We start from the raw sequence: 21,562 nt of genomic DNA, 5'->3' as shown, positions 1-21,562 counted from the left end.
CGCCCCCTATGCCGCTTTCGGCTGTTTTTCATAGAGGAAGTGCAGGATCTGCTGGCGCAGATGGTGATAGCGGCTGTCGTCCGCCAGCTGCACGCGATTGCGCGGTCGCGGCAGATTGACGTCGAGGATCTCCCCGACCGTCGCCGCCGGTCCGTTGGTCATCATCAGCACCCGGTCGGAAAGCAGCACCGCCTCATCCACATCATGGGTAATCATGACGATGGTGGTATTCAGCGACTGCTGGATCTGCATCACCGCGTCCTGTAAATGCGCCCGCGTCAGGGCATCAAGGGCGCCAAAGGGTTCATCCAGCAGCAGCACTTTCGGTTTCATCGCCAGCGCCCTGGCAATGCCAACGCGCTGCTTCATCCCACCGGAGATCTCCCCCGGACGCTTGTGCAGGGCGTGGCCCATCTGTACCCGCTCGAGGTTGTGCTCAATCCACTCTTTGCGCTCGCCTTTGCTCATGCTGCGACGAAAGACCTGGTCCACCGCCAGCGCCACGTTGTCAAAGCAGGTCAGCCACGGCAGCAGGGAGTGGTTCTGAAACACCACCGCGCGTTCCGGTCCCGGCCCGGCGATTTCGCGGTTGTCGCACAGCAGGCCGCCCTCCGTCGGCAGGGCTATCCCGGCTATCAGATTCAGCAGGGTTGATTTACCGCAGCCGGAGTGGCCGATCAGGCTGATGGTTTCCCCTTCGTAGATGTCGAAGGAGACGTTCTGCAATGCGAGGAATTCGCCGCTGGCGGTGTTAAAACGCTGGCTGACGCCCTGGACCTGAATTAATGGTTTCATCTGCGACTCCTTATTTTTCCTGCCAGCTAAAACGGCGGGCGAGCAGCATCAGCCCCTGTTCCAGCAGCAGACCGACCACGCCGATAATGACGATGGCGATGATGATGTTTTCGACGTTGAGGTTGTTCCACTCGTTCCAGATCCAGAAGCCGATCCCTAAGCCGCCGGTGAGCATTTCGGCGGCGACAATCACCAGCCAGGCGATACCGATGGAGAGACGAACCCCGGTCAGCACCGCCGGCAATACCGCCGGAAAGAGGATCTTGCGCATCACCGTCCATTCGGAAAGCTGCAGCACCCGGGCGACGTTGAGGTAATCCTCAGGAATGCGCCGCACGCCCTCGGCGGTGTTAATCACCATCGGCCAGATCGAGCAGATAAAAATGGTCCAGCTGGAGGCCGGTTCCGCTTTCTGGAACAGCAGCAGGCCAATAGGCAGCCAGGCCAGCGGGCTCACCGGGCGCAGCAGCGCAATCAGCGGGTTAAACATCCGCGCGAAAAACAGCGAGCGGCCAATCAGGAAGCCGAGCGGAATTCCCGCCAGCGCGGCGAGGCCAAACCCCACCGCCACCCGCTGCAATGACGCCAGCACGTTCCAGCCGATGCCCATGTCGTTCGGTCCGTCCTGATAAAACGGGTCGGCGAAAAGGGTCAGCGCCGAATCCAGCGTGGAGAGCGGCGTCGGGAAACCTTTGCTGTTCATCGCCGCCAGCTGCCAGCCCAGCAGCAGCAATCCCAGCCCGAGCAGCGGCGGCAGAAGACGTTGGGTAACATCGCGCAGCCAGCGGCTGAGCGGAGGCGTGGTTTTGCGCACCTGCAGCGGCGGCAGGGTAATAATTTCGCCGGGCGCTTTATCGGCGCTGGCCGGCGGTTGCGGTTTATATGCGTGTTTCATCTCATGCCCCCTTACGTTGAATCGCGAAACTGCGGGCGTAGCCTTCCGGATCGACCCCATTCCAGACCTTGCCATCGATCAGCGTACTGCTGCGCATCGCCTGCGTCGGCGCGCTGATGCCGCCGACCGCCTGGGCGGCCTCTTTCCAGACGTCAATCCGGTTAATGCGCTGGGCCACCGCCAGATAATCCGGCGCCGACTTCAGCAATCCCCAACGGCGGAACTGGGTCAAAAACCACATGCCGTCCGAGAGCCACGGAAAACTCACTTCCCCCTGTTCGTAGAAGCGCATCGGATGCGCGTCCTGCCAGCGGCGGCCGATACCGTTGTCGTATTCGCCGAGCATGCGCCCGGTGAGGTACTGCTCTTTGGTGTTCAGCCACGCGCGTCTGGCAAGGAGGCGCGCCGTTTCGCGGGTGTTGTCGGCGGAGGCTTCAATCCAGCGCTGGGCCTCCATCAGCGCCGCTACCAGCGCGCGCGCGGTGTTGGGATGACGCGTAACCCATTCGCTGCGGGTGCCGAGAATTTTTTCCGGGTGTTCCGGCCAGATATCCTGAGAAGTGGCGGCGGTGAAGCCGATACGATCGTTAATGGCGCGCGCGTTCCACGGCTCGCCGACGCAAAAGCCGCTCATGTTGCCGATGCGCATGTTCATCACCATCTGCGGCGGCGGCACGACGACGGTGCGAATATCGGCGAATGGGTTAATTCCGCCGCTCGCCAGCCAGTAGTAAAGCCACATCGCGTGGGTACCGGTGGGAAAGGTGTGGGCGAAGGTGTAGCTGCCCGGCGCGTGCTGGCCGATCCGTTTTTTCAGCCCGCTCAGGTCGGTGACGCCCTGTTCCTGCAGCTCGCTGGAGAGCGTAATCGCCTGGCCGTTGCGGTTAAGGGTCATCAGGTTGGCCATCGCCTGCGGTTTACTGGCGATCCCCAGCTCCAGGCCGTAGAGCATGCCGTACAAAATGTGCGCGGCGTCGAGCTCTCCGGCAACCAGCTTGTCGCGCACCGCGGCCCAGCTGGCCTCTTTGCTCGGCACGAGGGTGATACCGTACTTTTTATCGAACCCCTTCAGGGAGGCAATGGCTAAGGGAGCGCAGTCGGTTAGCGGAATAAACCCCACCCGCACGGTGGTCTGTTCCGGTTTATCCGACCCAGCCGCCCACGCCGCCTGCATTATGCCGGGGAGCAGCATCGCGCCGCCCAGCGCCGCCCCCGTCTGTAATAAACGTCGCCGTGAAATCGAAAACTTATCGCCCATAACCGCTCCAGAAACGCGCAAAAAAAAAGCGCCCGGCGGTGCTTACGCACCGCTGGACGCCTTTATCCCTGGACATACGCGCCGCCATTGGCGCGCTGCCCAAAACCTTTTATTCACTCATTTTATCTAATGCAAAGCTAATGCCAGTTTTTCCGAAGGCCATTTCACGCGCTTTGGCTCACTACCCGGGCGCGTTTAAAGCGAAAAATGCACCGTCGGCTGGCAATAAATGCCCGCTGATTGTGCATCTACTCCTTTGGGGTTACGCGCCATAGAGCCTTTACCGTCAGCAGCGCGCGGGCTATCTCAACCATGCGCTGATTCTTGTCCATCGCCATTTTACGCAGCGCCTGCCAGGCCTGCTCCTCCTGCATTCCCTGGTAGGTCATCAGCACGCTTTTGGCCTTTTCAATCAGCTTGCGCTCTTCAAGCGCATCTTTTAATGACGCAAGCTGGCCGGAGAGCTGCTGTAGCTCATGGGCCTGCTGGCGCACCAGCGGCAACAGCTGCTTATCCAGCCGCAGGGCTATACTGTCCTCCTGCCAGTCAGCGGGCGGTAGCTGAGCCTCCGGCTCTTCGCCCTCGAGCAGCGCGTCCGCAGCGTTAAGCAGATCAACGATCAGCAGTTCTTCCACGCCGCGCAGCTGCTCGAGGCGCTGAGTCTGAGCGCAAAACCAGCGCAGCGCCGTTTCTCCCTCGTCCGCCGGCGGCTGACGGGTGCAGGCAACCCGTCGTAGCTGTTCAATCTCCAGGCTGGCCTGGCACTGTTCAGCGAACAGGGCGGTTTGCGGCGGTTGGGCCAAGGCCTGAAAACTGTCGAAACAGGGCTGCTGGCCGTCAATGCGGTCCACCAGCTGCTGACGCAGCTCATCGCTGAACTGCCCGCGGGCAAAGCCCAGCGCGCCCAGCGCGCGCTCCTGTCCGGCCAGCTCTTTTCCCTGCATAAAGCTGTAAAGCGCAACCATGCGGCCGGCGATTTGCGGATCGTCGATGCTGTCGTTGAGCTGCGGTACGATATTCAACAAGTGGCGGATAATGCGGCTAAACTGCCCGGTGGCCTCTTCGGCGGCAATCTCCCGGTCGCGCACGCGTTTACGCAGCGCCGCAAGCTGGGGCAGATACCACACCGCGCAGGCAATGCGCCAGCATAGCGCGCTACTGGCGGCGTCGCGCGCGGGCTCCAGCGCCGCATAAAACCGCGTGAGCTGCTCATCGACCAGCGCCGCGCCCGCCCGGCACTCCGCCGCATACAGTCTGCCGCCCGAGCACAGCCAGATATTTGACGCGCCACGCTCGCACTGCAGCATATGTACCAACGCGCTTATCTGGCCTGCCAGCGTCCCCTGCTGCGCCAGTTGGTGCAGCTGCTGCTTCTGTAAGCGACGCGCGCGCGCAAACCAGTCGACCACCTCAGGCGTATTGCCCGCCATATTATTCATACCCCTCTCCCGGCTTAACGCTTTATACTTCAGCCAAGCAATAACCGTGCCTTATAGAAGGAGTCCTTATGCAACGTATTGTGATTATCGCGAACGGTGCCGCCTACGGCAGCGAATCCCTGTTTAATAGCCTGCGTCTGGCGATCGCCCTGCGCGAGCAGCAGTCGGACCTCGAACTGAAGCTGTTTTTAATGTCCGATGCGGTGACCGCCGGCCTGCGCGGCCAGAAGCCTGCGGAAGGCTACAACATTCAGCAGATGCTGGAGATCCTCACCGCGCAAAACGTGCCGGTGAAGCTGTGTAAAACCTGCGCCGATGGCCGGGGGATCGGCGCGCTGCCGCTGATTGACGGCGTGGAGATTGGTACCCTCGTCGAGCTGGCGCAGTGGACGCTGGCGGCGGATAAAGTTCTGACCTTCTAAATATCTCCCGTTCAACGGGATTAAATATCAAGCTGGCGGCGTTTGGTGACCGAAAACAATGCCAGCTGAAAGCTTTCAGGAACAACGTCATTTTTGTTTAATCTTTATTCTTTTTTTTGATCAAAATCAGCATCTGCCTCCCTCCCCTTTGGTGTTATGCACAGAGCAAAGTGTGAACAATATCACGCGGGTTAATGGGCTGGCAGGATGCTGTAGACAGAAACGGGGTTAAGATTAAATGGCAATGGTAAAAGCAAGTTTAACGTTGTTTGGCGGTGATACGTTGGTGGTGCGTTGTTCCGAACGCTGCCACATTCACCTGATGAGCGCCAAAGTGCCTGGCGATAGTCATGCGGATATTCTGAGCGTACAGGACAGAGATAGCGCGTATCTGACCGTGCCTTACAGCGGCACCTGGAACGTTCTTATCGACAGCCATAGCCAGTCGCTGGAGCATTCAATAAGCTACGTTCCCGCCTGATAGCAAACGCCCGGGGAAACCCGGGCGATGTACTCTTAAGCCAGCCCGGGCTGGCTACTTTCCCCCATCAGATGACGCACCTTGCCGACTAAATCGTCGAGGCAGGCATCGTGCATACCGAGCTTCCGCAGCTCCTGATCGAGCGAGAACAGATACTGAGCGTTGGTGCCAAGCGGCCCGCTGGCGCGCGCTATCAGCGGCGCAATGACCTGCGCGCTGGTGTCCGCCTCGAACAGCGGATGACGCGGATCCATAATAAAAACTAATGCGTTGACGGTGCGGCCATCGTCCAGATCCAGCTTGCACCAGGTCGGCAGGTAGCAGCCGGTGATCATCTCCCGCTTCCACAGCAGGGTCAGCTCTTCTTCCAGGGTTTCATCAGGCAGACGATAGGCGACGCCGGTGGTACGCCCGCCCTCTTTTAACGCCAGCATACGGCCAGGCTGAGTTGCGCTACCTCGCCCGGCGGTGAGCCGCAGGCAAAACGCGCGGTGCCAGCCCGGTAGGGTACCGGTACAGGATTCACGATACTCCAGCGCCGGGTTCCACATCAGCGAACCGTAGCCAAAGATCCACACCGAGCCATCGTCCGGACGACAGGCCAGGGTCGCCGCTAAAGAGGCTGCCCGCTGCTCTGCCGACCAAAGAAGCGATTCCTCAATAGCGCCAAACGCTGTTTTACAATCCGCATTCAGTAAGAAATCACGCGTTAACACTTTCTACTACCTCCGCCACTGCCCGCTTCCCGGCGATGATCTGGTGCCATCCGTGAAGTATTGCCGAATTATTATCCAGCTTTATTTGACAATAAGCAATGAACGAGCCGCGGGCAAGGGCTCAGGCAGCACATGTCGTAGCAAAAGCGATTACTTCTTCTTATGCCACTTATCATCATCGCCTTTTTGGTACTCATTTTTCACCGCCGCCCAGGCGACTTTGTGCGCGGTCTCTTCACGGCTGGCGTCGTCGCGTCGGTCTTCTTTATGCTTATACTGTTCCCAGGCGCTATTAAAGGCTTCTTTGTAAATCTCCTGAGCATGCGCGGGCAGAACGTGCTGAACGCTGTCGGGCAATTCACTTTTGTTGCTATAGGGCATGGCAACCTCCGGTTTAAGGGTGAATAGTGAGTCTGGTAGAGGATCAGCCGGCTGGCAAGGCGAGAGATAAATGAGAAAGATGTTTTAGTAATTATCTGAATAATAAATACAAAAAAATAGTAACCGCAGTTTATGCCAATCTACCACTTTTACAGAGTCAGAGTGGTAAATTTAAGTAAAAAAACAAAATAGTCCCCGCAATGTCTGTTATTTTATTAACTTACAATATCTATAATTATAACACCTGCATACCTGGAGATAATTCATGACCGATGCACATGAGGCGGTGAAGACCCGCCACAAGGAGACCTCCCTCGCCTTTCCGGTTCTGGCGCTGGCGGTGCTGTTTTTCTGGGGAAGCAGCCAGTCACTGCCAGTGGTCGTTGCCATTAATATCCTGGCGCTGGTCGGGATTCTGAGCAGCGCGTTCAGCGTTGTTCGCCACGCCGACGTTCTGGCGCACCGCCTTGGCGAACCCTATGGTTCATTAATTTTAAGCCTTTCAGTGGTTATTCTCGAAGTCAGCCTGATTTCCGCATTAATGGCCACCGGCGATGCCGCGCCGACCCTAATGCGCGATACGCTTTATTCAATCATCATGATTGTCACCGGCGGGCTGGTGGGTTTTTCTTTACTGCTGGGCGGGCGCAAATTCGCCACCCAGTATATGAATCTGTTCGGCCTTAAACAGTACCTGATCGCCCTTTTTCCGCTGGCGATTATCGTCCTGGTCTTCCCGATGGCGCTGCCCGGGGCTAACTTCACCACCGGCCAGGCGCTGCTGGTTGCGCTGATTTCCGCCGCCATGTACGGCGTATTCCTGCTGATTCAAACGAAAACGCACCAGAGCCTGTTTGTTTACGAGCATGAAGATGATGGCGACGACGATGACCCGCACCACGGCAAACCGTCGGCGCATAGCAGCAAGTGGCACACCGCCTGGCTGCTGGTACACCTGGTTGCGGTGATCGCCGTAACCAAAATGAACGCCAATCCGCTTGAGACGTTGCTGACCAGCATGAACGCCCCCGTGGCCTTTACCGGCTTCCTGGTCGCGCTGCTGATCCTCTCTCCGGAAGGCCTTGGCGCGCTGAAAGCGGTGCTGAACAATCAGGTCCAGCGGGCGATGAACCTGTTCTTCGGCTCCGTGCTGGCCACCATTTCTCTGACGGTGCCGGTGGTAACGCTTATCGCCTTCCTCACCGGTAACGAACTACGCTTTGGCCTTGGGGCACCGGAAATGGTGGTGATGGTTGCCTCCCTGCTGCTGTGCCAGATTTCGTTCTCTACCGGACGCACCAACGTGCTGAACGGCGCGGCGCACCTGGCGCTGTTCGCCGCCTACCTGATGACCATTTTTGCCTGAGCCTCCCCCGGCGGCCTCTACCTCTGCCGGGGAGATAAAAAAAGCCTGCCGGTTTTGCAACGGGCAGGCTTTTGTCATTTCAGGCGCGATTACTTGCTGGTATCCAGCTCATCGAAGCCTTTAACCAGATCGTCGATGGCTTTCATCTGCTTGAGGAACGGCTCCAGTTTATCCAGCGGCAGCGCGGATGGACCGTCGCATTTCGCATGTTCCGGATCCGGGTGCGCTTCAATAAACAGGCCCGCGATGCCTACCGCCATCCCGGCGCGCGCCAGTTCGGCAACCTGCGCGCGGCGTCCGCCGGACGCGGCGCCAAACGGGTCGCGGCACTGCAGAGCGTGGGTAACGTCGAAGATAACCGGTGAGTTATTGGAGGCTTTTTTCATCACCCCGAAGCCCAGCATGTCGACCACCAGGTTGTCGTAGCCGAAGTTCGCGCCGCGATCGCAAAGAATGACTTTGTCATTGCCGCCTTCGATGAACTTATCGACGATATTGCCCATCTGGCCCGGGCTCACAAACTGCGGTTTTTTCACGTTGATCACCGCGCCGGTTTTCGCCATCGCTTCAACCAGGTCGGTCTGGCGGGCGAGGAACGCTGGCAGTTGAATAACGTCAACCACATCAGCCACCGGCTGAGCCTGGCTGGCTTCGTGAACGTCGGTGATGATTTTCACGCCGAACGTCTGCTTCAGCTCCTGGAAAATCTTCATCCCTTCTTCCAGCCCCGGCCCGCGATAGGAGTGGATGGAAGAACGGTTAGCTTTATCAAAAGAGGCTTTAAACACATAAGGAATGCCCAGCTTCTGCGTGACGGTCACGTAGTGTTCGCATATACGCATCGCCAGATCGCGGGATTCCAGCACGTTCATGCCACCAAACAGCACGAATGGCAGGTCGTTTGCTACGTTGATATCACCAATGCTAACCACTTTTTGTTTCATAAGTTCGCCTTATCAGGGTGTAACCGGAATGGTTTCAGACTAATGCAATGTAATTTGTTTATGCGAAATGGTGTTGATCTGCGCGCGGATCATCTCGCTGATGGGATCCTCCGGGCACTGTTCAACGAAGTAACTGAGGTCCTGCAGCGCCACGTGATCGCAATCGAGCTGGGCGTATATCAGCCCGCGATCGCGAATTTCGTACGGATCTTCCGGGTTGAACTGCAGCAGCGCCTCGCTGGTGCGTAACGCCAGCTCCATCTGCCGCTCTTCCATCAGCGCCGATTTGAGCGTGTCGAGCAGCTTGCGGATCACTTCCGCGTTGTCGGCTTCGTCGAGATCTTCGTTAAACAGCTCGGCGACCGGGCTAATATTGCCCTTCAGCCACACTTCCAGCGTATGCTCGTTCAGCGTTTCGCCGTTAAACGGATTAATGAGCCACATCTCTTCGCTCTCTTGCGGATCGGCGCGCAGCAGCATCTGGGTCGGGAAAATAACCGGTACCACCGGCAGCGCCAGACGCTGTGCGATCCACAGCAGGATTGCGCCTAACGACACCGCGCTGCCCTGGCGGTTGTTGAGAACCTTATCAAGCCAGAGCACATCGGACAGACGGTAAACGCCGCGCGAATCGCTGAAGCCCCAGTCGTGATAGAACAGCTCCAGCAGACGCTCTATCTGGCGCTCCTGGTCCCAGGAAGAGGCAATCTCCTCCTGCGCCAGGGCCAGCAGCCGCTCCAGCTCATCCTGCACATAGTGCGTCGGAAAATCGTCGCGGATTAATTCAGAAATGAGGACCATGCCGTCACATAACGGCGCTTTATTAAATTCGAAATCAGCTAACGACCTCATGCCTTACCCCAATAACGGTATTCTTGTGATGGCGAGTTGAATAATGATAAACAACACCACCAGGGCCAGCAGAAAGGCGACAAACCGGCTCTGCTGACTGCGCGAGCGACGACGGCCCAGCGCGATAAATCCCAATACGATATAAATGATAACGCCAAACAGCTTCTCAGTCAGCCATGTACCCTCTTCGGTAAACGGCAGATAGTGCGTTATTGCCATTAATCCAGCGCCGCTGAGAAACAGCAGCGTATCGCTACAGTGCGGCGCAATGCGGACCCAGCGCTGGTCGAGCAGGCGGTTCCCGCTCCAGCTCCACCAGTAGCGCAGCACGAACAGGCTGACCGAGACCACCACGCAGGCGATATGCAAATACAGTACCGCGTTAAACAGATTCATACCTCTCCCTGATAATGCCCGAGCGTCAGGCGCTCGTTGTCTCCATAATCGCGGCAGGTGGCAATATTGCCATAACCCGCCTCGCGAAAGAGTTCCCGCACCGCCTGGCCCTGCGTCCAGCCGTGTTCCAGCAACATCACGCCGCCGGCAGCCAGATAGCGGCGGCCTTCGCGGATGATATGCGCCAGATCGGCCAGACCGCCATCGGCGGCGACCAGCGCAGTTTTCGGCTCAAAGCGGACATCGCCCTGCGCCAGATGCGGGTCGGTTTCGTCGATATAGGGCGGATTGCTGACGATGATGTCGAACTGCTGTCCGGCGAGCGCGCTAAACCAGTCGCTTTGCAGTACGCTGACGTTAGGGATCGCGAGATGCTCAACGTTACGCGCGGCCAGCGCGACCGCATCGGGCATCACATCGACGGCGGTGACGCGGCAGTCCGGGCGTTCGCTGGCCAGCGCCAGGGCGATCGCGCCGGTGCCGGTGCCGAGATCGAGAATGCGACACGGCTCATCGGATAAGCGCGCCAGCGCCTGTTCAACCAGGCACTCGGTATCCGGACGCGGGATCAGCGTCGCGGGAGAGACGAACAGCGGCAGCGACCAGAATTCGCGCTGGCCCACCAGGTGAGCCACCGGTTCGCCCCGGGCGCGACGGCTCAGCAGCGTTTCCAGCTCGGCGGCCTGCGCCGCGGTCAGCGCCGTTTCGCCAAAGGCGAGGATATAGGTCCGCGCCCTGCCGGTCACGTGGCCCAGCAGGATTTCGGCATCCCGGCGCGGGCTTTCACTTTGGCTCAGGCGGGCGATGGCCTGGGTCAGCCACTGCTGAAAAGTCATCATTCCTGCTCGGAAAGGGCGGCCAGCTGATCGGCCTGATATTCCTGAACGATCGGCTCAATCAGCATATCCAGTTTGCCTTCCATCGCTTCGTCCAGACGATAAAGCGTCAGGTTGATGCGATGATCGGTCACGCGGCCCTGCGGATAGTTATAGGTGCGGTTGCGATCGCTGCGATCGCCGCTACCCAGCAGATTACGGCGCTCGGAGGCTTCCGCCTGCTGGCGCCGGGACACTTCCGCGGCGCGGATGCGCGCGCCAAGCACCGACAACGCTTTCGCTTTGTTTTTGTGCTGGGAGCGTTCGTCCTGACACTCGACGACGATACCGGTCGGCAAGTGGGTAATACGGATCGCCGAATCGGTGGTGTTGACGTGCTGACCGCCCGCGCCGGAGGAGCGGAAGGTATCGATGCGCAGATCGCTCGGGCTGATATCCGGCATTTCGGCTTCCGGCAGCTCCGGCATCACCGCCACGGTGCAGGCGGAGGTATGGATACGCCCCTGGGATTCGGTGGCCGGTACGCGCTGCACGCGATGGCCGCCGGATTCGAACTTCAGTCGCCCATAGACGCCGTCGCCGCTGATTTTGGCGATCACTTCTTTAAAGCCGCCGTGTTCGCCTTCGTTGGCGCTCATGATTTCCACGCGCCAGCGGCGTGATTCCGCGTAACGGCTGTACATACGGAACAGATCGCCCGCGAACAGCGCCGCTTCATCGCCGCCGGTGCCGGCGCGAACTTCAACAAACGCGTTACGCTCGTCGTCCGGGTCTTTGGGCAACAGCAGAACCTGCAGCTGCTGCTCCATCTGTTCGCCCTTCTCTTTCGCTTCGCGCAGCTCTTCCTGCGCCATTTCGCGCATTTCCGGGTCATCGAGCATCATCTGCGCGGCTTCGATATCATCCTGCAGCTGGCGCCAGTCGGTGTAGCAGCGGGCGACGTCGCTCAGCTGCGCGTATTCGCGGGATAACGCGCGAAACTTATCCTGATCGGCGATGGTCGCGGCATCGCCGAGTAGCGCCTGAACTTCCTCATGGCGTTCGTAAAGGGCTTCCAGTTTGGCAACAATAGAAGGCTTCATAGGCGTGAATTCACCCTGTCCTAAAAAAAGAGAGAAAGGTGCGCTATTCCAGCCCGAGGCTGTTGCGCAGAATATGCAGGCGTTCATCATCCCCGTCACGGGCGGCCTGCTGAAGAGATTTGGTTGGCGAGTGGATCAGGCGGTTAGTCAGCTTGCGTGCCAGATCCTGCATGATTTCCTGCGCATCGCCGCCCTGATTGAGCGCCGCCAGCGCTTTAGCCGTCAGCTCCTCGCGGACCTGATCGGCCTGGGAGCGATATTCGCGGATAGTCTCGCTGGCGCTCTGGGCGCGCAGCCAGGCCATAAATTCGCTGGCTTCCTGCTCAACAATGGTTTCCGCCTGCACCGCCGCGGCTTTACGCTGCGCCAGGTTGTGCTGAATGATGTTTTGCAGATCGTCCACGCTGTAGAGATAGGCGTTCGCCAGTTTGCCAACCTCCGGTTCGACATCGCGCGGAACGGCGATATCGACCAGCAGCATCGGCTGGTTGCGGCGCGCCTTCAGCGCGCGCTCCACCATCCCTTTACCAATAATCGGCAGCGGGCTGGCGGTAGAACTAATAATGATATCCGCTTCTTTAAGCCGCTCATCGATGTCGCTCAGGGCGATCACCTCCGCGCCGACTTCATCGGCCAACGCCTGAGCGCGCTCGCGGGTGCGGTTGGCAATCACCATTTTGCGCACCTTATGCTCGCGCAGATGGCGGGCCACCAGCTCAATGGTTTCACCGGCGCCGACCAGCAGCACGGTAACGCTGGAGAGCGATTCAAAGATTTGTCGCGCCAGAGTACAGGCGGCAAACGCCACGGAGACCGCGCTGGCGCCGATATCGGTTTCGGTACGCACGCGTTTGGCCACCGAGAACGACTTCTGGAACATGCGCTCCAGCTCGCTGACGTTCAGATGTCCGCGACTGGAATCAGCAAAGGCTTTTTTCACCTGCCCGAGGATCTGCGGCTCGCCCAGCACCAGCGAATCAAGACCGCTGGCGACGCGCATCAGATGGCTGACCGCATCGTTGTCCTGATGCCAGTAGAGGCTTTTGCGCAGGTCGTCTTCATTTAAGCCGTGGTAATCGCACAGCCAGCGGATAAGAACTTCCTGAAGGTTATCCTGCTCTTCGACGCTGAGGTAGAGTTCCGTGCGGTTACAGGTCGACAGCACCACCCCGCCCTGCACCATTGGCTGGGCCAGCAAGCTCTCCAGCACCTGGTCGAGCGTATCCGGCGAAAACGTTACGCGTTCTCGCAGCGCTACAGGAGCTGTTTTGTGGTTAATGCCAAGAGCTAAAAGCGTCATTGTGAGGGAGTAGTACCAGCGTTGCTAAGGTTAGTCTGCAGGCATCATACAGGATGCGCGTAATCAATAAAAGAGAGGCTCCCCTTTTGGAGTAATAGCTAATCTGTAATAGCCATTAACGGTAATTTTTTGATTTCAGACAACTTGAACGTAGACGCTACCGCCCGGCAACGCTAGCATTAATGGTTATTATTGTAACCCGCTACACAAATCGGCCAGCTGTTACTCTCATTTGCCGCATTTCACTGTAGACATCAAGGATTTGTCATCATTATGAATCGACTGTTCCGCCTGTTGCCGCTGGCAAGCCTCGTTCTGACCGCCTGTGCGATTAATGCTCCGAAAGGGCCGGGTAAAAGCCCGGATTCACCGCAGTGGCGTCAGCACCAGCAAGATGTCCGCAATCTTAATCAGTTCCAGACGCGCGGCGCTTTCGCTTATCTCTCGGATGAGCAAAAGGTGTATGCCCGCTTCTTCTGGCAGCAAACCGGCCAGGACCGCTATCGCCTGCTGCTGACTAACCCGCTCGGCAGCACCGAGCTGTCGTTAACCGCCCAGCCGGGCAACGTGCAGCTGATTGACAATAAAGGACAGACCTACACGGCGACCGATGCCGAAGAGATGATTGGCCGTCTGACCGGTATGCCGATTCCGCTCAATAGCCTGCGCCAGTGGATTATTGGCCTGCCTGGCGACGCCACCGACTACTCGCTTGATGACCAGTACCGCCTGCGCGAACTGAACTACACGCAAAACGGCAAGACCTGGCATGTCACCTGGGGCGGCTACACCTCCGACACCAAACCGTCGCTGCCGGCCAATATGGAGCTTAACGACGGAAGCCAGCGCATCAAGCTGAAAATGGATAACTGGATTGTGAAATGATGACCCGCTGGCCCTCTCCCGCAAAGCTGAACCTGTTTTTGTACATTACCGGGCGGCGCGCCGACGGTTACCACACGCTGCAAACGCTGTTTCAGTTTCTGGATTATGGCGACACGCTGACGATTGAGCCGCGCGACGACGGCCAGCTGCGTCTGCTGACGCCGGTTGACGGCGTGCCGGATGAAGAGAACCTGATCATCCGCGCGGCCAGGCTATTAATGCAGGCCGCAGCGCAGGCCGGGACGCTTCCTGCGGGCAGCGGCGCCGATATCAGCATCAACAAAGTGCTGCCGATGGGCGGCGGCCTCGGCGGCGGCTCGTCCAACGCCGCGACCGTTCTGGTGGCGCTGAACCATTTATGGGGCTGTAATCTCTCGGAAGATGAGCTGGCGGCTTTGGGTCTGCAGCTGGGCGCCGACGTGCCGGTGTTCGTTCGCGGCCATGCGGCCTTTGCCGAAGGCATCGGGGAAATTCTGACCCCGGTCGAACCGGAGGAAAAATGGTATCTGGTGGCGCATCCGGGGGTCAGCATTCCAACGCCGATCATTTTTCGCGATCCGCAACTGCCGCGCGATACCCCGGCCAGGTCAATTAATACGTTATTAAAATGTAAATTCGGCAATGATTGCGAGGTTATCGCAAGAAAACGTTTTCGTGAGGTTGATGCGGCGCTTTCCTGGCTGTTAGAATATGCGCCGTCGCGCCTGACTGGCACCGGTGCATGTGTATTTGCTGAATTTGACACTGAATCCGCCGCTCGTCAGGTGCTTGAAAAAGCCCCGGCATGGCTGCATGGCTTCGTGGCGCGAGGTGTTAACATCTCTCCGCTCAAGCAGGCGCTGCGCTAAGTTCTGCTAAATTATTGCAAATTTGGCGAAAACGCCGGGGAAACTGAGTTACGGTGACAACGTCACCCTGTTCCAGACGTTGCATCGGGCTCTTTAATACACCGCCTGGATGAAATCGTGCCCACCCGCACAGTTTTTTGGCCCATTTCATCCACCACTGGACGCATGCCTGAGGTTCTTCTCGTGCCTGATATGAAGCTTTTTGCTGGTAACGCCACCCCGGAACTAGCACAACGTATTGCCAACCGCCTGTACACTTCTCTTGGCGACGCCGCCGTAGGTCGTTTTAGCGACGGTGAAGTCAGCGTACAAATCAATGAAAACGTACGCGGTGGTGATATTTTCATCATCCAGTCCACTTGTGCTCCCACCAACGACAACCTGATGGAACTGGTTGTTATGGTTGATGCTCTGCGTCGTGCTTCGGCAGGTCGTATCACCGCTGTTATCCCTTACTTCGGTTATGCTCGCCAGGACCGTCGTGTTCGTTCTGCTCGTGTGCCTATCACCGCGAAAGTGGTTGCTGACTTCCTGTCCAGCGTCGGCGTCGACCGCGTTCTGACCGTTGACCTGCACGCAGAACAAATTCAGGGCTTCTTTGACGTTCCGGTTGATAACGTATTCGGCAGCCCGATCCTGCTGGAAGACATGCTGCAGCTGAACCTGGACAACCCTATCGTGGTTTCTCCGGACATCGGCGGCGTGGTTCGCGCTCGCGCTATCGCCAAGCTGCTGAACGATACCGATATGGCTATCATCGACAAACGCCGTCCGCGCGCTAACGTTTCTCAGGTGATGCACATCATCGGCGACGTCGCCGGCCGCGACTGCGTGATGGTTGACGATATGATCGATACCGGCGGCACCCTGTGTAAAGCGGCTGAAGCGCTGAAAGAGCGCGGCGCTAAACGCGTCTTCGCTTACGCAACGCACCCGATCTTCTCCGGCAATGCTATCCAGAACATCAAAAACTCAGTGATTGACGAATTCGTCGTCTGCGATACCATTCCGCTGACGCCGGAAATCAAAGCGCTGGAAAAAGTCCGTACCCTGACGCTGTCTGGTATGCTGGCCGAAGCGATTCGTCGTATCAGCAACGAAGAATCTATCTCTGCTATGTTCGAACATTAATCGAGCCCGGCACAAAAACCCGCTGCGGCGGGTTTTTTTGTCTCTGAACCTTTTATTCTTCCACAAAATCATTCGGCATGCGTCAAGGCGGCAAGTGAATGAATCTCCGGCAGCGTACAGGCAGTACGGGATCGGGGTAAATGAACGCAGCCAACACAGAGGCATCCCGAAGGATGACGTGGAAATGACCGATGCCTCCTTCACCTGCCATTTAGTTGACAGATGATGCGCTCATGGATGAAACATTATTGTGAATAGATTATTTTCCTCACATGTGATGCCTTTCCGCGCCCTCATCGACGCTTGTTGGAAAGAAAAATATACCGCTTCGCGGTTTACTCGTGATGTGATTGCCGGGATTACCGTCGGGATTATCGCTATCCCGCTGGCGATGGCGCTGGCTATTGGCAGCGGGGTGGCGCCGCAGTACGGTCTCTATACCTCCGCGGTGGCGGGGATCGTCATTGCGTTAGCCGGCGGCTCGCGCTTTAGCGTTTCCGGGCCTACCGCCGCTTTCGTGGTGATCCTCTACCCGGTCTCGCAGCAGTTCGGGCTTGCCGGACTGCTGGTCGCAACCTTGATGTCGGGGATCTTCCTGATTCTTTTCGGCCTGGCGCGCTTTGGCCGCCTGATTGAGTATATTCCGCTATCGGTCACCCTCGGCTTCACCTCCGGGATCGGTATCACCATCGGTACCATGCAAATTAAAGATTTTCTCGGTCTGCAGATGGCGCACGTGCCTGAACATTATCTACAGAAAGTCGGCGCGCTGGCGATGGCGCTGCCGACCATTAATCCCGGCGATGCCGCCATCGGCGTTGTCACGCTGGGCACGCTGATTATCTGGCCGCGTCTGGGGATTCGTCTGCCGGGCCACCTGCCGGCCCTGCTGGCGGGCTGCGCGGTGATGGGCGTGGTCAACCTGCTTGGCGGGCACGTCGCCACCATTGGCTCTCAGTTCCACTATATTCTCGCCGACGGCAGCCAGGGCAACGGTATTCCGCAGCTGCTGCCGCAGCTGGTGCTGCCGTGGGATATGCCGGGTTCAGACTTCACCCTCAGCTGGTCCTCGCTGCAGGCGCTGCTGCCGGCGGCGTTTTCCATGGCCATGCTCGGGGCGATTGAGTCCCTGCTGTGCGCCGTGGTGCTGGACGGCATGACCGGCACCAAACACAAGGCCAACAGCGAGTTGATTGGCCAGGGGCTCGGCAATATCGTGGCGCCGTTCTTCGGCGGCATTACCGCCACCGCCGCCATCGCCCGCTCGGCGGCCAACGTCCGCGCCGGGGCGACCTCGCCGGTTTCCGCCGTGATCCACGCGCTGCTGGTGATCATGGCGCTGCTGGTGCTTGCCCCTCTGCTCTCCTGGTTGCCGCTTTCCGCGATGGCGGCGCTGCTGCTGATGGTGGCATGGAATATGAGCGAAGCGCACAAGGTCGTTAACCTGCTGCGCTATGCGCCAAAAGACGACATTATCGTTATGCTGATGTGCATGTCGCTGACCGTACTGTTTGATATGGTCATCGCGATTAGCGTCGGCATCGTGCTGGCTTCCCTGTTGTTTATGCGCCGGATCGCGCGGATGACCCGCCTGGCGCCGGTCAACGTTGAGGTTCCGGATGATGTGCTGGTGCTGCGCGTCATAGGTCCGCTGTTTTTCGCCGCCGCGGAAGGATTATTTACCGATCTGGAAACGCGGGTCGCAGGCAAGCGTATCGTGGTACTGAAATGGGATGCGGTGCCGGTGCTGGACGCCGGCGGACTGGATGCCTTCCAGCGTTTCGTGAAGAAGCTGCCGGAAGGCTGTGAGCTGCGCGTGTCGAACCTGGAATTTCAGCCGCTGCGCACCCTGGCGCGGGCAGGCGTTAAACCGATTCCGGGCCGCCTGAGCTTCTACCCGGACCGCAACGCCGCGCTGGCGGATATTTAATTACCCGGCGGCAGGCCCTGACGCCTGCCGCATCATCACGCCAATCGCCTGCTGAAGCCAGCCAAGCACCTCCGCCGTCATCCAGGTTCCCTTCATCAAATGCGGCTCCCGCGCCATGGCATAACGAAACTTCTGCTGCGTGTGGGGATCCGTTCCCGCATAAGACTGGAACAGCGCCAGCCAGCGCTGCGCCAGCTGCTGCCCCTCCGCCGATGCCGGGTCCCGCTTTTCACGACAGGCCCGATGCAGGTCGGCCACCAGCGCCGGCCACTCCATCAGGCGATCGAAATAGTGCTGCCGCGTAAACGCCAGCTCTTCGGCATTCAGATAGCGCGCCCAGATGGCCAGCTTGCTTTCCGCAAAGGCGCGGGTAATAAAATCAATCGTCTCCGGGGTCACCCCGGTTTGCTCGCGCATCTGCGGCTCGGCGGCGTGCATGTCATTCAGCCGGGTCAGAAACTCAGGCCTTCCGGCGGTATCCTGCTCCAGCTGCTCCATCCAGCGGGTTGCCAGCGCCATTGACTGCGGCGCGTCTGCCGGACAGCATTGGCGCATGAGCTGCTGCGCTTTGTTAACCAGCTCCAGCCAGATCTGATTGCGCTGCTCATCCTGCTCCGCGAACGGCAGCACCTGTAACTCCTGTTGACTAAACCAGCGATCGTACATTTTCATTAACTCCAGCGTTTGTAGCCAGGACTCCAGGTCGGGTTCGCCTCCGCTGTCCAGCTCTTCGCGCAGCAGCGCCAGGCGCTGGCGCAGCGTTGAGAGGGTTTGTAGCTGCCGGTCGAGGGTGGTTATCTGCTTAACCAGCAGATCGGACAGCGAGAAAGTGTCCCGGTCGAGATAGTCCTTGATAGTGGCGAGTTCCAGCCCGGCCTGCGCCAGCGCTTTGATCATATGCAGCCGCTTAACGGCCGCCAGATTATATAACCGGTAACCCGCCGCGCTTCTGGCCGAAGGCGTTAGCAATCCCGTTTGTTCATAGTGATGTAGCGTACGGACGGTTATTCCGGCGCGTTTCGCCAGTTCTCCCACCTGAATTAACATGATTGCTCCTTTCATCGGCCAGTGGCGCCACTCTGCAGCCTGACGTTACGTCAGGGTCAAGCGCTCAGTACCGGAATTGTATTAGGCAGACTGTGCCGATGAAAGATGAAGAGAGATAAGGAGGATTTGAGACAACAACAAGCGGGCAGCCTGAACGGACGGCGTTAAAACGCACCAGCCGTTCACAACGGCTGGTGGTATGGAATTCACTCAACTGTGGCGATGCTGATCGCGGCGGCAGCGTTTGTCGTAGTGGCGAACCCACCAGTATCTGTCGCTAACCTGTTCATGACCGCCGACGCGAGCGCCAGCCAGCCACAGTACCGCGCCGACAAAGATACTCAGGATCGCGCCGTGTGCGAAAAACTGCGGCAGGTCAAGCTGCGGAAGCTGGTTTAAAATAGAGTAACCAACGCCGACAACCATGACGACCAACCCCAACCCCATCAGCACATTACCGAGTAACGAAGCGTTTCTGCGTTTCATATGTCACCTCCGGAACCTTGGGTTGCATGGGAATATCCCCAAATCTTATAGGTGTAGTATAGACAATGAGCAATATACCGATTGCGTGAAGGATCACAGAAGCGAACATCTTGCCCACAAAAGTTTACAAATAACCCACTGAACAACATCAAATTCTAATTATTCAAACCCGTTATTACCTCTGTCAGCCGCGCTTCGCTGGCAGAACTTTGTCAACCGCGCGCGCAGACAGTACACTACGCGCCAGAGAACGACCCAAGCAGGATAAAAAAGTGAGCATAAAATTGATTGTCGGCCTGGCGAACCCCGGCGCTGAATACGCAGCGACCCGACATAACGCCGGCGCCTGGTACGTGGATTTACTGGCGGAACGCCACCGCGCGCCGCTGCGCGAAGAGAGTAAATTCTTCGGCTACACCTCGCGGATTAACCTTGCCGGCGAAGATGTCCGCCTGCTGGTGCCGACCACCTTTATGAACCTGAGCGGCAAAGCCGTCGGCGCGATGGCGACCTTCTTTCGCATTAACCCGGACGAAATCCTCGTCGCCCACGATGAGCTCGATTTACCGCCAGGCGTGGCTAAGTTCAAGCTGGGCGGCGGTCATGGCGGCCATAATGGCCTGAAAGACATCATCAGCAAGCTGGGCAATAACCCGAACTTTCACCGCTTACGCGTGGGAATCGGCCATCCGGGCGATAAAAATAAAGTTGTCGGTTTTGTGTTGGGCAAACCGCCCGCCAGCGAACAGAAGTTGATTGATGAGGCCGTTGACGAAGCGGCACGCTGCACCGAGGTGTGGCTGAAGGATGGCCTGACCAAAGCGACCAACCGTTTACACGCTTTTAAAGCGCAATAACCGGTCGGCGTGCGGAATTTTTGTCACGCACCGTGTATAATAGGCGAAGCTATTTACTTTTCTGCAATCTGTTCGCTGTAACAGGTTGATTATCCAAAGATTAAGGTGATTTAAATCATGGGATTCAAATGCGGTATCGTCGGTTTGCCCAACGTCGGCAAATCCACCCTGTTCAATGCGCTCACCAAAGCGGGTATTGAAGCGGCCAACTTCCCCTTCTGTACCATTGAGCCGAACACCGGTGTCGTGCCGATGCCCGATCCGCGTCTGGACAAACTGGCTGAAATCGTCAAACCGCAGCGTATTCTGCCGACCACGATGGAATTCGTCGATATCGCGGGCCTGGTAAAAGGCGCGTCGAAAGGTGAAGGTCTGGGCAACCAGTTTCTGACCAACATCCGCGAAACCGAAGCTATCGGCCACGTCGTGCGCTGTTTCGAAAACGACAACATCATCCACGTTAACAATAAAGTGGATCCGGCTGACGATATCGAGGTTATCAACACCGAGCTGGCGCTCTCCGACCTGGATACCTGCGAGCGCGCTATCCACCGCGTGCAGAAGAAAGCCAAAGGCGGCGATAAAGACGCGAAAGCCGAGCTGGCGGCGCTGGAAAAATGCCTGCCGCAGCTGGAAAACGCCGGTATGCTGCGTGCGCTGAAAAACCTGACCGAAGAAGACAAAGCGGCGATTAAATACCTGAGCTTCCTGACCCTGAAGCCGACCATGTATATCGCCAACGTCAACGAAGACGGCTTTGAGAACAACCCCTATCTCGATAAAGTCCGCGAAATCGCCGCCGCCGAGGGTTCGGTGGTCGTCGCCGTTTGCGCCGCCGTTGAGTCCGATATCGCCGAGCTGGACGATGCCGACCGCGATGAGTTTATGGCCGAGCTGGGTCTGGAAGAGCCGGGCCTGAACCGCGTTATCCGCGCCGGTTACGAGCTGCTGAACCTGCAGACCTACTTCACCGCAGGGGTGAAGGAAGTCCGCGCATGGACCATCCCGGTCGGCGCCACTGCCCCGCAGGCCGCGGGTAAAATCCACACCGACTTTGAAAAAGGCTTTATCCGCGCGCAGACCATCGCCTATGAAGACTTTATTACCTATAAAGGCGAACAGGGCGCCAAAGAAGCCGGGAAAATGCGCGCCGAAGGTAAAGACTACATCGTGAAAGATGGCGATGTGATGAACTTCCTGTTCAACGTCTAAGCT

At 58.1% G+C, this 21,562-nt stretch carries 23 protein-coding genes; 9 read left to right on the top strand and 14 right to left on the bottom strand.

Annotated features, from left to right (window positions below):
• Window positions 1-6 precede the first annotated feature (6 nt).
• From ACE3MN_RS10640 to nasR, 4 genes are all read right to left on the bottom strand, one after another.
• Window positions 7-795 (bottom strand): ABC transporter ATP-binding protein, encoded by a 789-nt coding sequence (locus ACE3MN_RS10640; RefSeq protein WP_049130989.1) that lies wholly within the window; start codon window positions 793-795, stop codon window positions 7-9.
• 10 nt (window positions 796-805) lie between these two features.
• A complete protein-coding gene (gene ntrB / locus ACE3MN_RS10635) occupies window positions 806-1,690 on the bottom strand; it encodes a nitrate ABC transporter permease (protein ID WP_049088167.1) in 885 nt (294 codons plus the stop codon).
• A 1-nt stretch (window position 1,691) separates the two neighbouring features.
• Window positions 1,692-2,948: a CmpA/NrtA family ABC transporter substrate-binding protein gene (locus tag ACE3MN_RS10630; protein WP_004133381.1), complete on the bottom strand. Its 1,257-nt coding sequence runs from the start codon at window positions 2,946-2,948 to the stop codon at window positions 1,692-1,694.
• Between the two features lie 248 nt (window positions 2,949-3,196).
• Window positions 3,197-4,387: a nitrate regulatory protein NasR gene (nasR, locus tag ACE3MN_RS10625; RefSeq protein ID WP_004133379.1), complete on the bottom strand. Its 1,191-nt coding sequence runs from the start codon at window positions 4,385-4,387 to the stop codon at window positions 3,197-3,199.
• 68 nt (window positions 4,388-4,455) lie between these two features.
• Here nasR and ACE3MN_RS10620 point away from each other — a divergent pair, with 68 nt between their 5' ends.
• Window positions 4,456-4,809, top strand: coding sequence for a DsrE/DsrF/TusD sulfur relay family protein (locus ACE3MN_RS10620; RefSeq protein WP_014229754.1), 354 nt, complete (start codon window positions 4,456-4,458; stop codon window positions 4,807-4,809).
• 238 nt (window positions 4,810-5,047) lie between these two features.
• Entirely contained in the window at window positions 5,048-5,290 is a 243-nt protein-coding gene (locus ACE3MN_RS10615; protein ID WP_002910387.1) for a DUF1883 domain-containing protein, read from the top strand.
• A gap of 35 nt (window positions 5,291-5,325) precedes the next feature.
• Here ACE3MN_RS10615 and ACE3MN_RS10610 read toward each other — a convergent pair whose 3' ends face one another.
• Both ACE3MN_RS10610 and chaB read right to left on the bottom strand, forming a co-directional pair.
• The gene (locus ACE3MN_RS10610) at window positions 5,326-6,006 is read right to left on the bottom strand and encodes a gamma-glutamylcyclotransferase (RefSeq protein ID WP_142476359.1); all 681 of its coding nucleotides are present in this window, start codon (window positions 6,004-6,006) and stop codon (window positions 5,326-5,328) included.
• Window positions 6,007-6,156: 150 nt separating this feature from the next.
• Complete coding sequence (gene chaB, locus ACE3MN_RS10605) at window positions 6,157-6,387, bottom strand: putative cation transport regulator ChaB (protein ID WP_004133373.1); 231 nt, start codon at window positions 6,385-6,387, stop codon at window positions 6,157-6,159.
• Between the two features lie 265 nt (window positions 6,388-6,652).
• Here chaB and chaA point away from each other — a divergent pair, with 265 nt between their 5' ends.
• Window positions 6,653-7,753, top strand: coding sequence for a sodium-potassium/proton antiporter ChaA (gene chaA, locus ACE3MN_RS10600; RefSeq protein ID WP_024357863.1), 1,101 nt, complete (start codon window positions 6,653-6,655; stop codon window positions 7,751-7,753).
• Between the two features lie 89 nt (window positions 7,754-7,842).
• On the opposite strand, the gene kdsA is transcribed toward chaA, so the two are convergent.
• Genes kdsA through hemA form a run of 6 tightly spaced genes read right to left on the bottom strand, consistent with a single transcriptional unit; the run spans window position 7,843 to window position 13,163 of the window.
• A complete protein-coding gene (kdsA, locus tag ACE3MN_RS10595) occupies window positions 7,843-8,697 on the bottom strand; it encodes a 3-deoxy-8-phosphooctulonate synthase (protein ID WP_004851877.1) in 855 nt (284 codons plus the stop codon).
• Between the two features lie 39 nt (window positions 8,698-8,736).
• Window positions 8,737-9,549 carry an invasion regulator SirB1 gene (gene sirB1 / locus ACE3MN_RS10590; protein WP_024357862.1) on the bottom strand — a complete coding sequence of 271 codons (813 nt, stop codon included), beginning with the start codon at window positions 9,547-9,549 and terminating at the stop codon, window positions 8,737-8,739.
• Window positions 9,550-9,552: 3 nt separating this feature from the next.
• A complete protein-coding gene (gene sirB2, locus ACE3MN_RS10585) occupies window positions 9,553-9,945 on the bottom strand; it encodes an invasion regulator SirB2 (protein ID WP_154954955.1) in 393 nt (130 codons plus the stop codon).
• Window positions 9,942-10,781 carry a peptide chain release factor N(5)-glutamine methyltransferase gene (prmC, locus tag ACE3MN_RS10580; RefSeq protein WP_049130988.1) on the bottom strand — a complete coding sequence of 280 codons (840 nt, stop codon included), beginning with the start codon at window positions 10,779-10,781 and terminating at the stop codon, window positions 9,942-9,944. The genes sirB2 and prmC overlap by 4 nt, the downstream gene beginning before the upstream one ends.
• Window positions 10,781-11,863: a peptide chain release factor 1 gene (gene prfA, locus ACE3MN_RS10575; RefSeq protein ID WP_004133359.1), complete on the bottom strand. Its 1,083-nt coding sequence runs from the start codon at window positions 11,861-11,863 to the stop codon at window positions 10,781-10,783. The genes prmC and prfA overlap by 1 nt, the downstream gene beginning before the upstream one ends.
• Before the next feature lie 43 nt (window positions 11,864-11,906).
• Entirely contained in the window at window positions 11,907-13,163 is a 1,257-nt protein-coding gene (hemA, locus tag ACE3MN_RS10570) for a glutamyl-tRNA reductase (RefSeq protein WP_375364357.1), read from the bottom strand.
• A gap of 273 nt (window positions 13,164-13,436) precedes the next feature.
• Here hemA and lolB point away from each other — a divergent pair, with 273 nt between their 5' ends.
• The 4 genes from lolB (at window position 13,437) to dauA (ending at window position 17,957) form a co-directional block, all read left to right on the top strand.
• Complete coding sequence (lolB, locus tag ACE3MN_RS10565) at window positions 13,437-14,048, top strand: lipoprotein insertase outer membrane protein LolB (protein ID WP_004133358.1); 612 nt, start codon at window positions 13,437-13,439, stop codon at window positions 14,046-14,048.
• A complete protein-coding gene (gene ispE, locus ACE3MN_RS10560) occupies window positions 14,048-14,896 on the top strand; it encodes a 4-(cytidine 5'-diphospho)-2-C-methyl-D-erythritol kinase (protein ID WP_162685334.1) in 849 nt (282 codons plus the stop codon). Before lolB ends, ispE begins: the two co-directional genes overlap by 1 nt.
• 183 nt (window positions 14,897-15,079) lie before the next feature.
• A complete protein-coding gene (gene prs, locus ACE3MN_RS10555; protein WP_004103157.1) occupies window positions 15,080-16,027 on the top strand; it encodes a ribose-phosphate diphosphokinase in 948 nt (315 codons plus the stop codon).
• A 250-nt stretch (window positions 16,028-16,277) separates the two neighbouring features.
• Entirely contained in the window at window positions 16,278-17,957 is a 1,680-nt protein-coding gene (gene dauA, locus ACE3MN_RS10550; protein WP_074181134.1) for a C4-dicarboxylic acid transporter DauA, read from the top strand.
• Here dauA and ACE3MN_RS10545 read toward each other — a convergent pair whose 3' ends face one another.
• On the bottom strand, window positions 17,958-19,004 hold the full coding sequence (locus ACE3MN_RS10545) for a MerR family transcriptional regulator (RefSeq protein WP_049133206.1): 1,047 nt from the start codon (window positions 19,002-19,004) through the stop codon (window positions 17,958-17,960).
• Between the two features lie 210 nt (window positions 19,005-19,214).
• Window positions 19,215-19,490 (bottom strand): stress-induced protein YchH, encoded by a 276-nt coding sequence (gene ychH / locus ACE3MN_RS10540; protein ID WP_004121828.1) that lies wholly within the window; start codon window positions 19,488-19,490, stop codon window positions 19,215-19,217.
• Between the two features lie 272 nt (window positions 19,491-19,762).
• Between ychH and pth the strand changes: the two genes are divergently transcribed.
• Both pth and ychF read left to right on the top strand, forming a co-directional pair.
• On the top strand, window positions 19,763-20,347 hold the full coding sequence (gene pth / locus ACE3MN_RS10535) for an aminoacyl-tRNA hydrolase (RefSeq protein WP_004121831.1): 585 nt from the start codon (window positions 19,763-19,765) through the stop codon (window positions 20,345-20,347).
• 117 nt (window positions 20,348-20,464) lie between these two features.
• Window positions 20,465-21,559 (top strand): redox-regulated ATPase YchF, encoded by a 1,095-nt coding sequence (ychF, locus tag ACE3MN_RS10530; RefSeq protein ID WP_004133353.1) that lies wholly within the window; start codon window positions 20,465-20,467, stop codon window positions 21,557-21,559.
• Window positions 21,560-21,562 lie beyond the last annotated feature (3 nt).

This window comes from Klebsiella grimontii, assembly GCF_042137965.1.
Lineage (GTDB): Bacteria > Pseudomonadota > Gammaproteobacteria > Enterobacterales > Enterobacteriaceae > Klebsiella > Klebsiella grimontii.
This window is presented reverse-complemented; position numbering and strand designations above follow the sequence as displayed.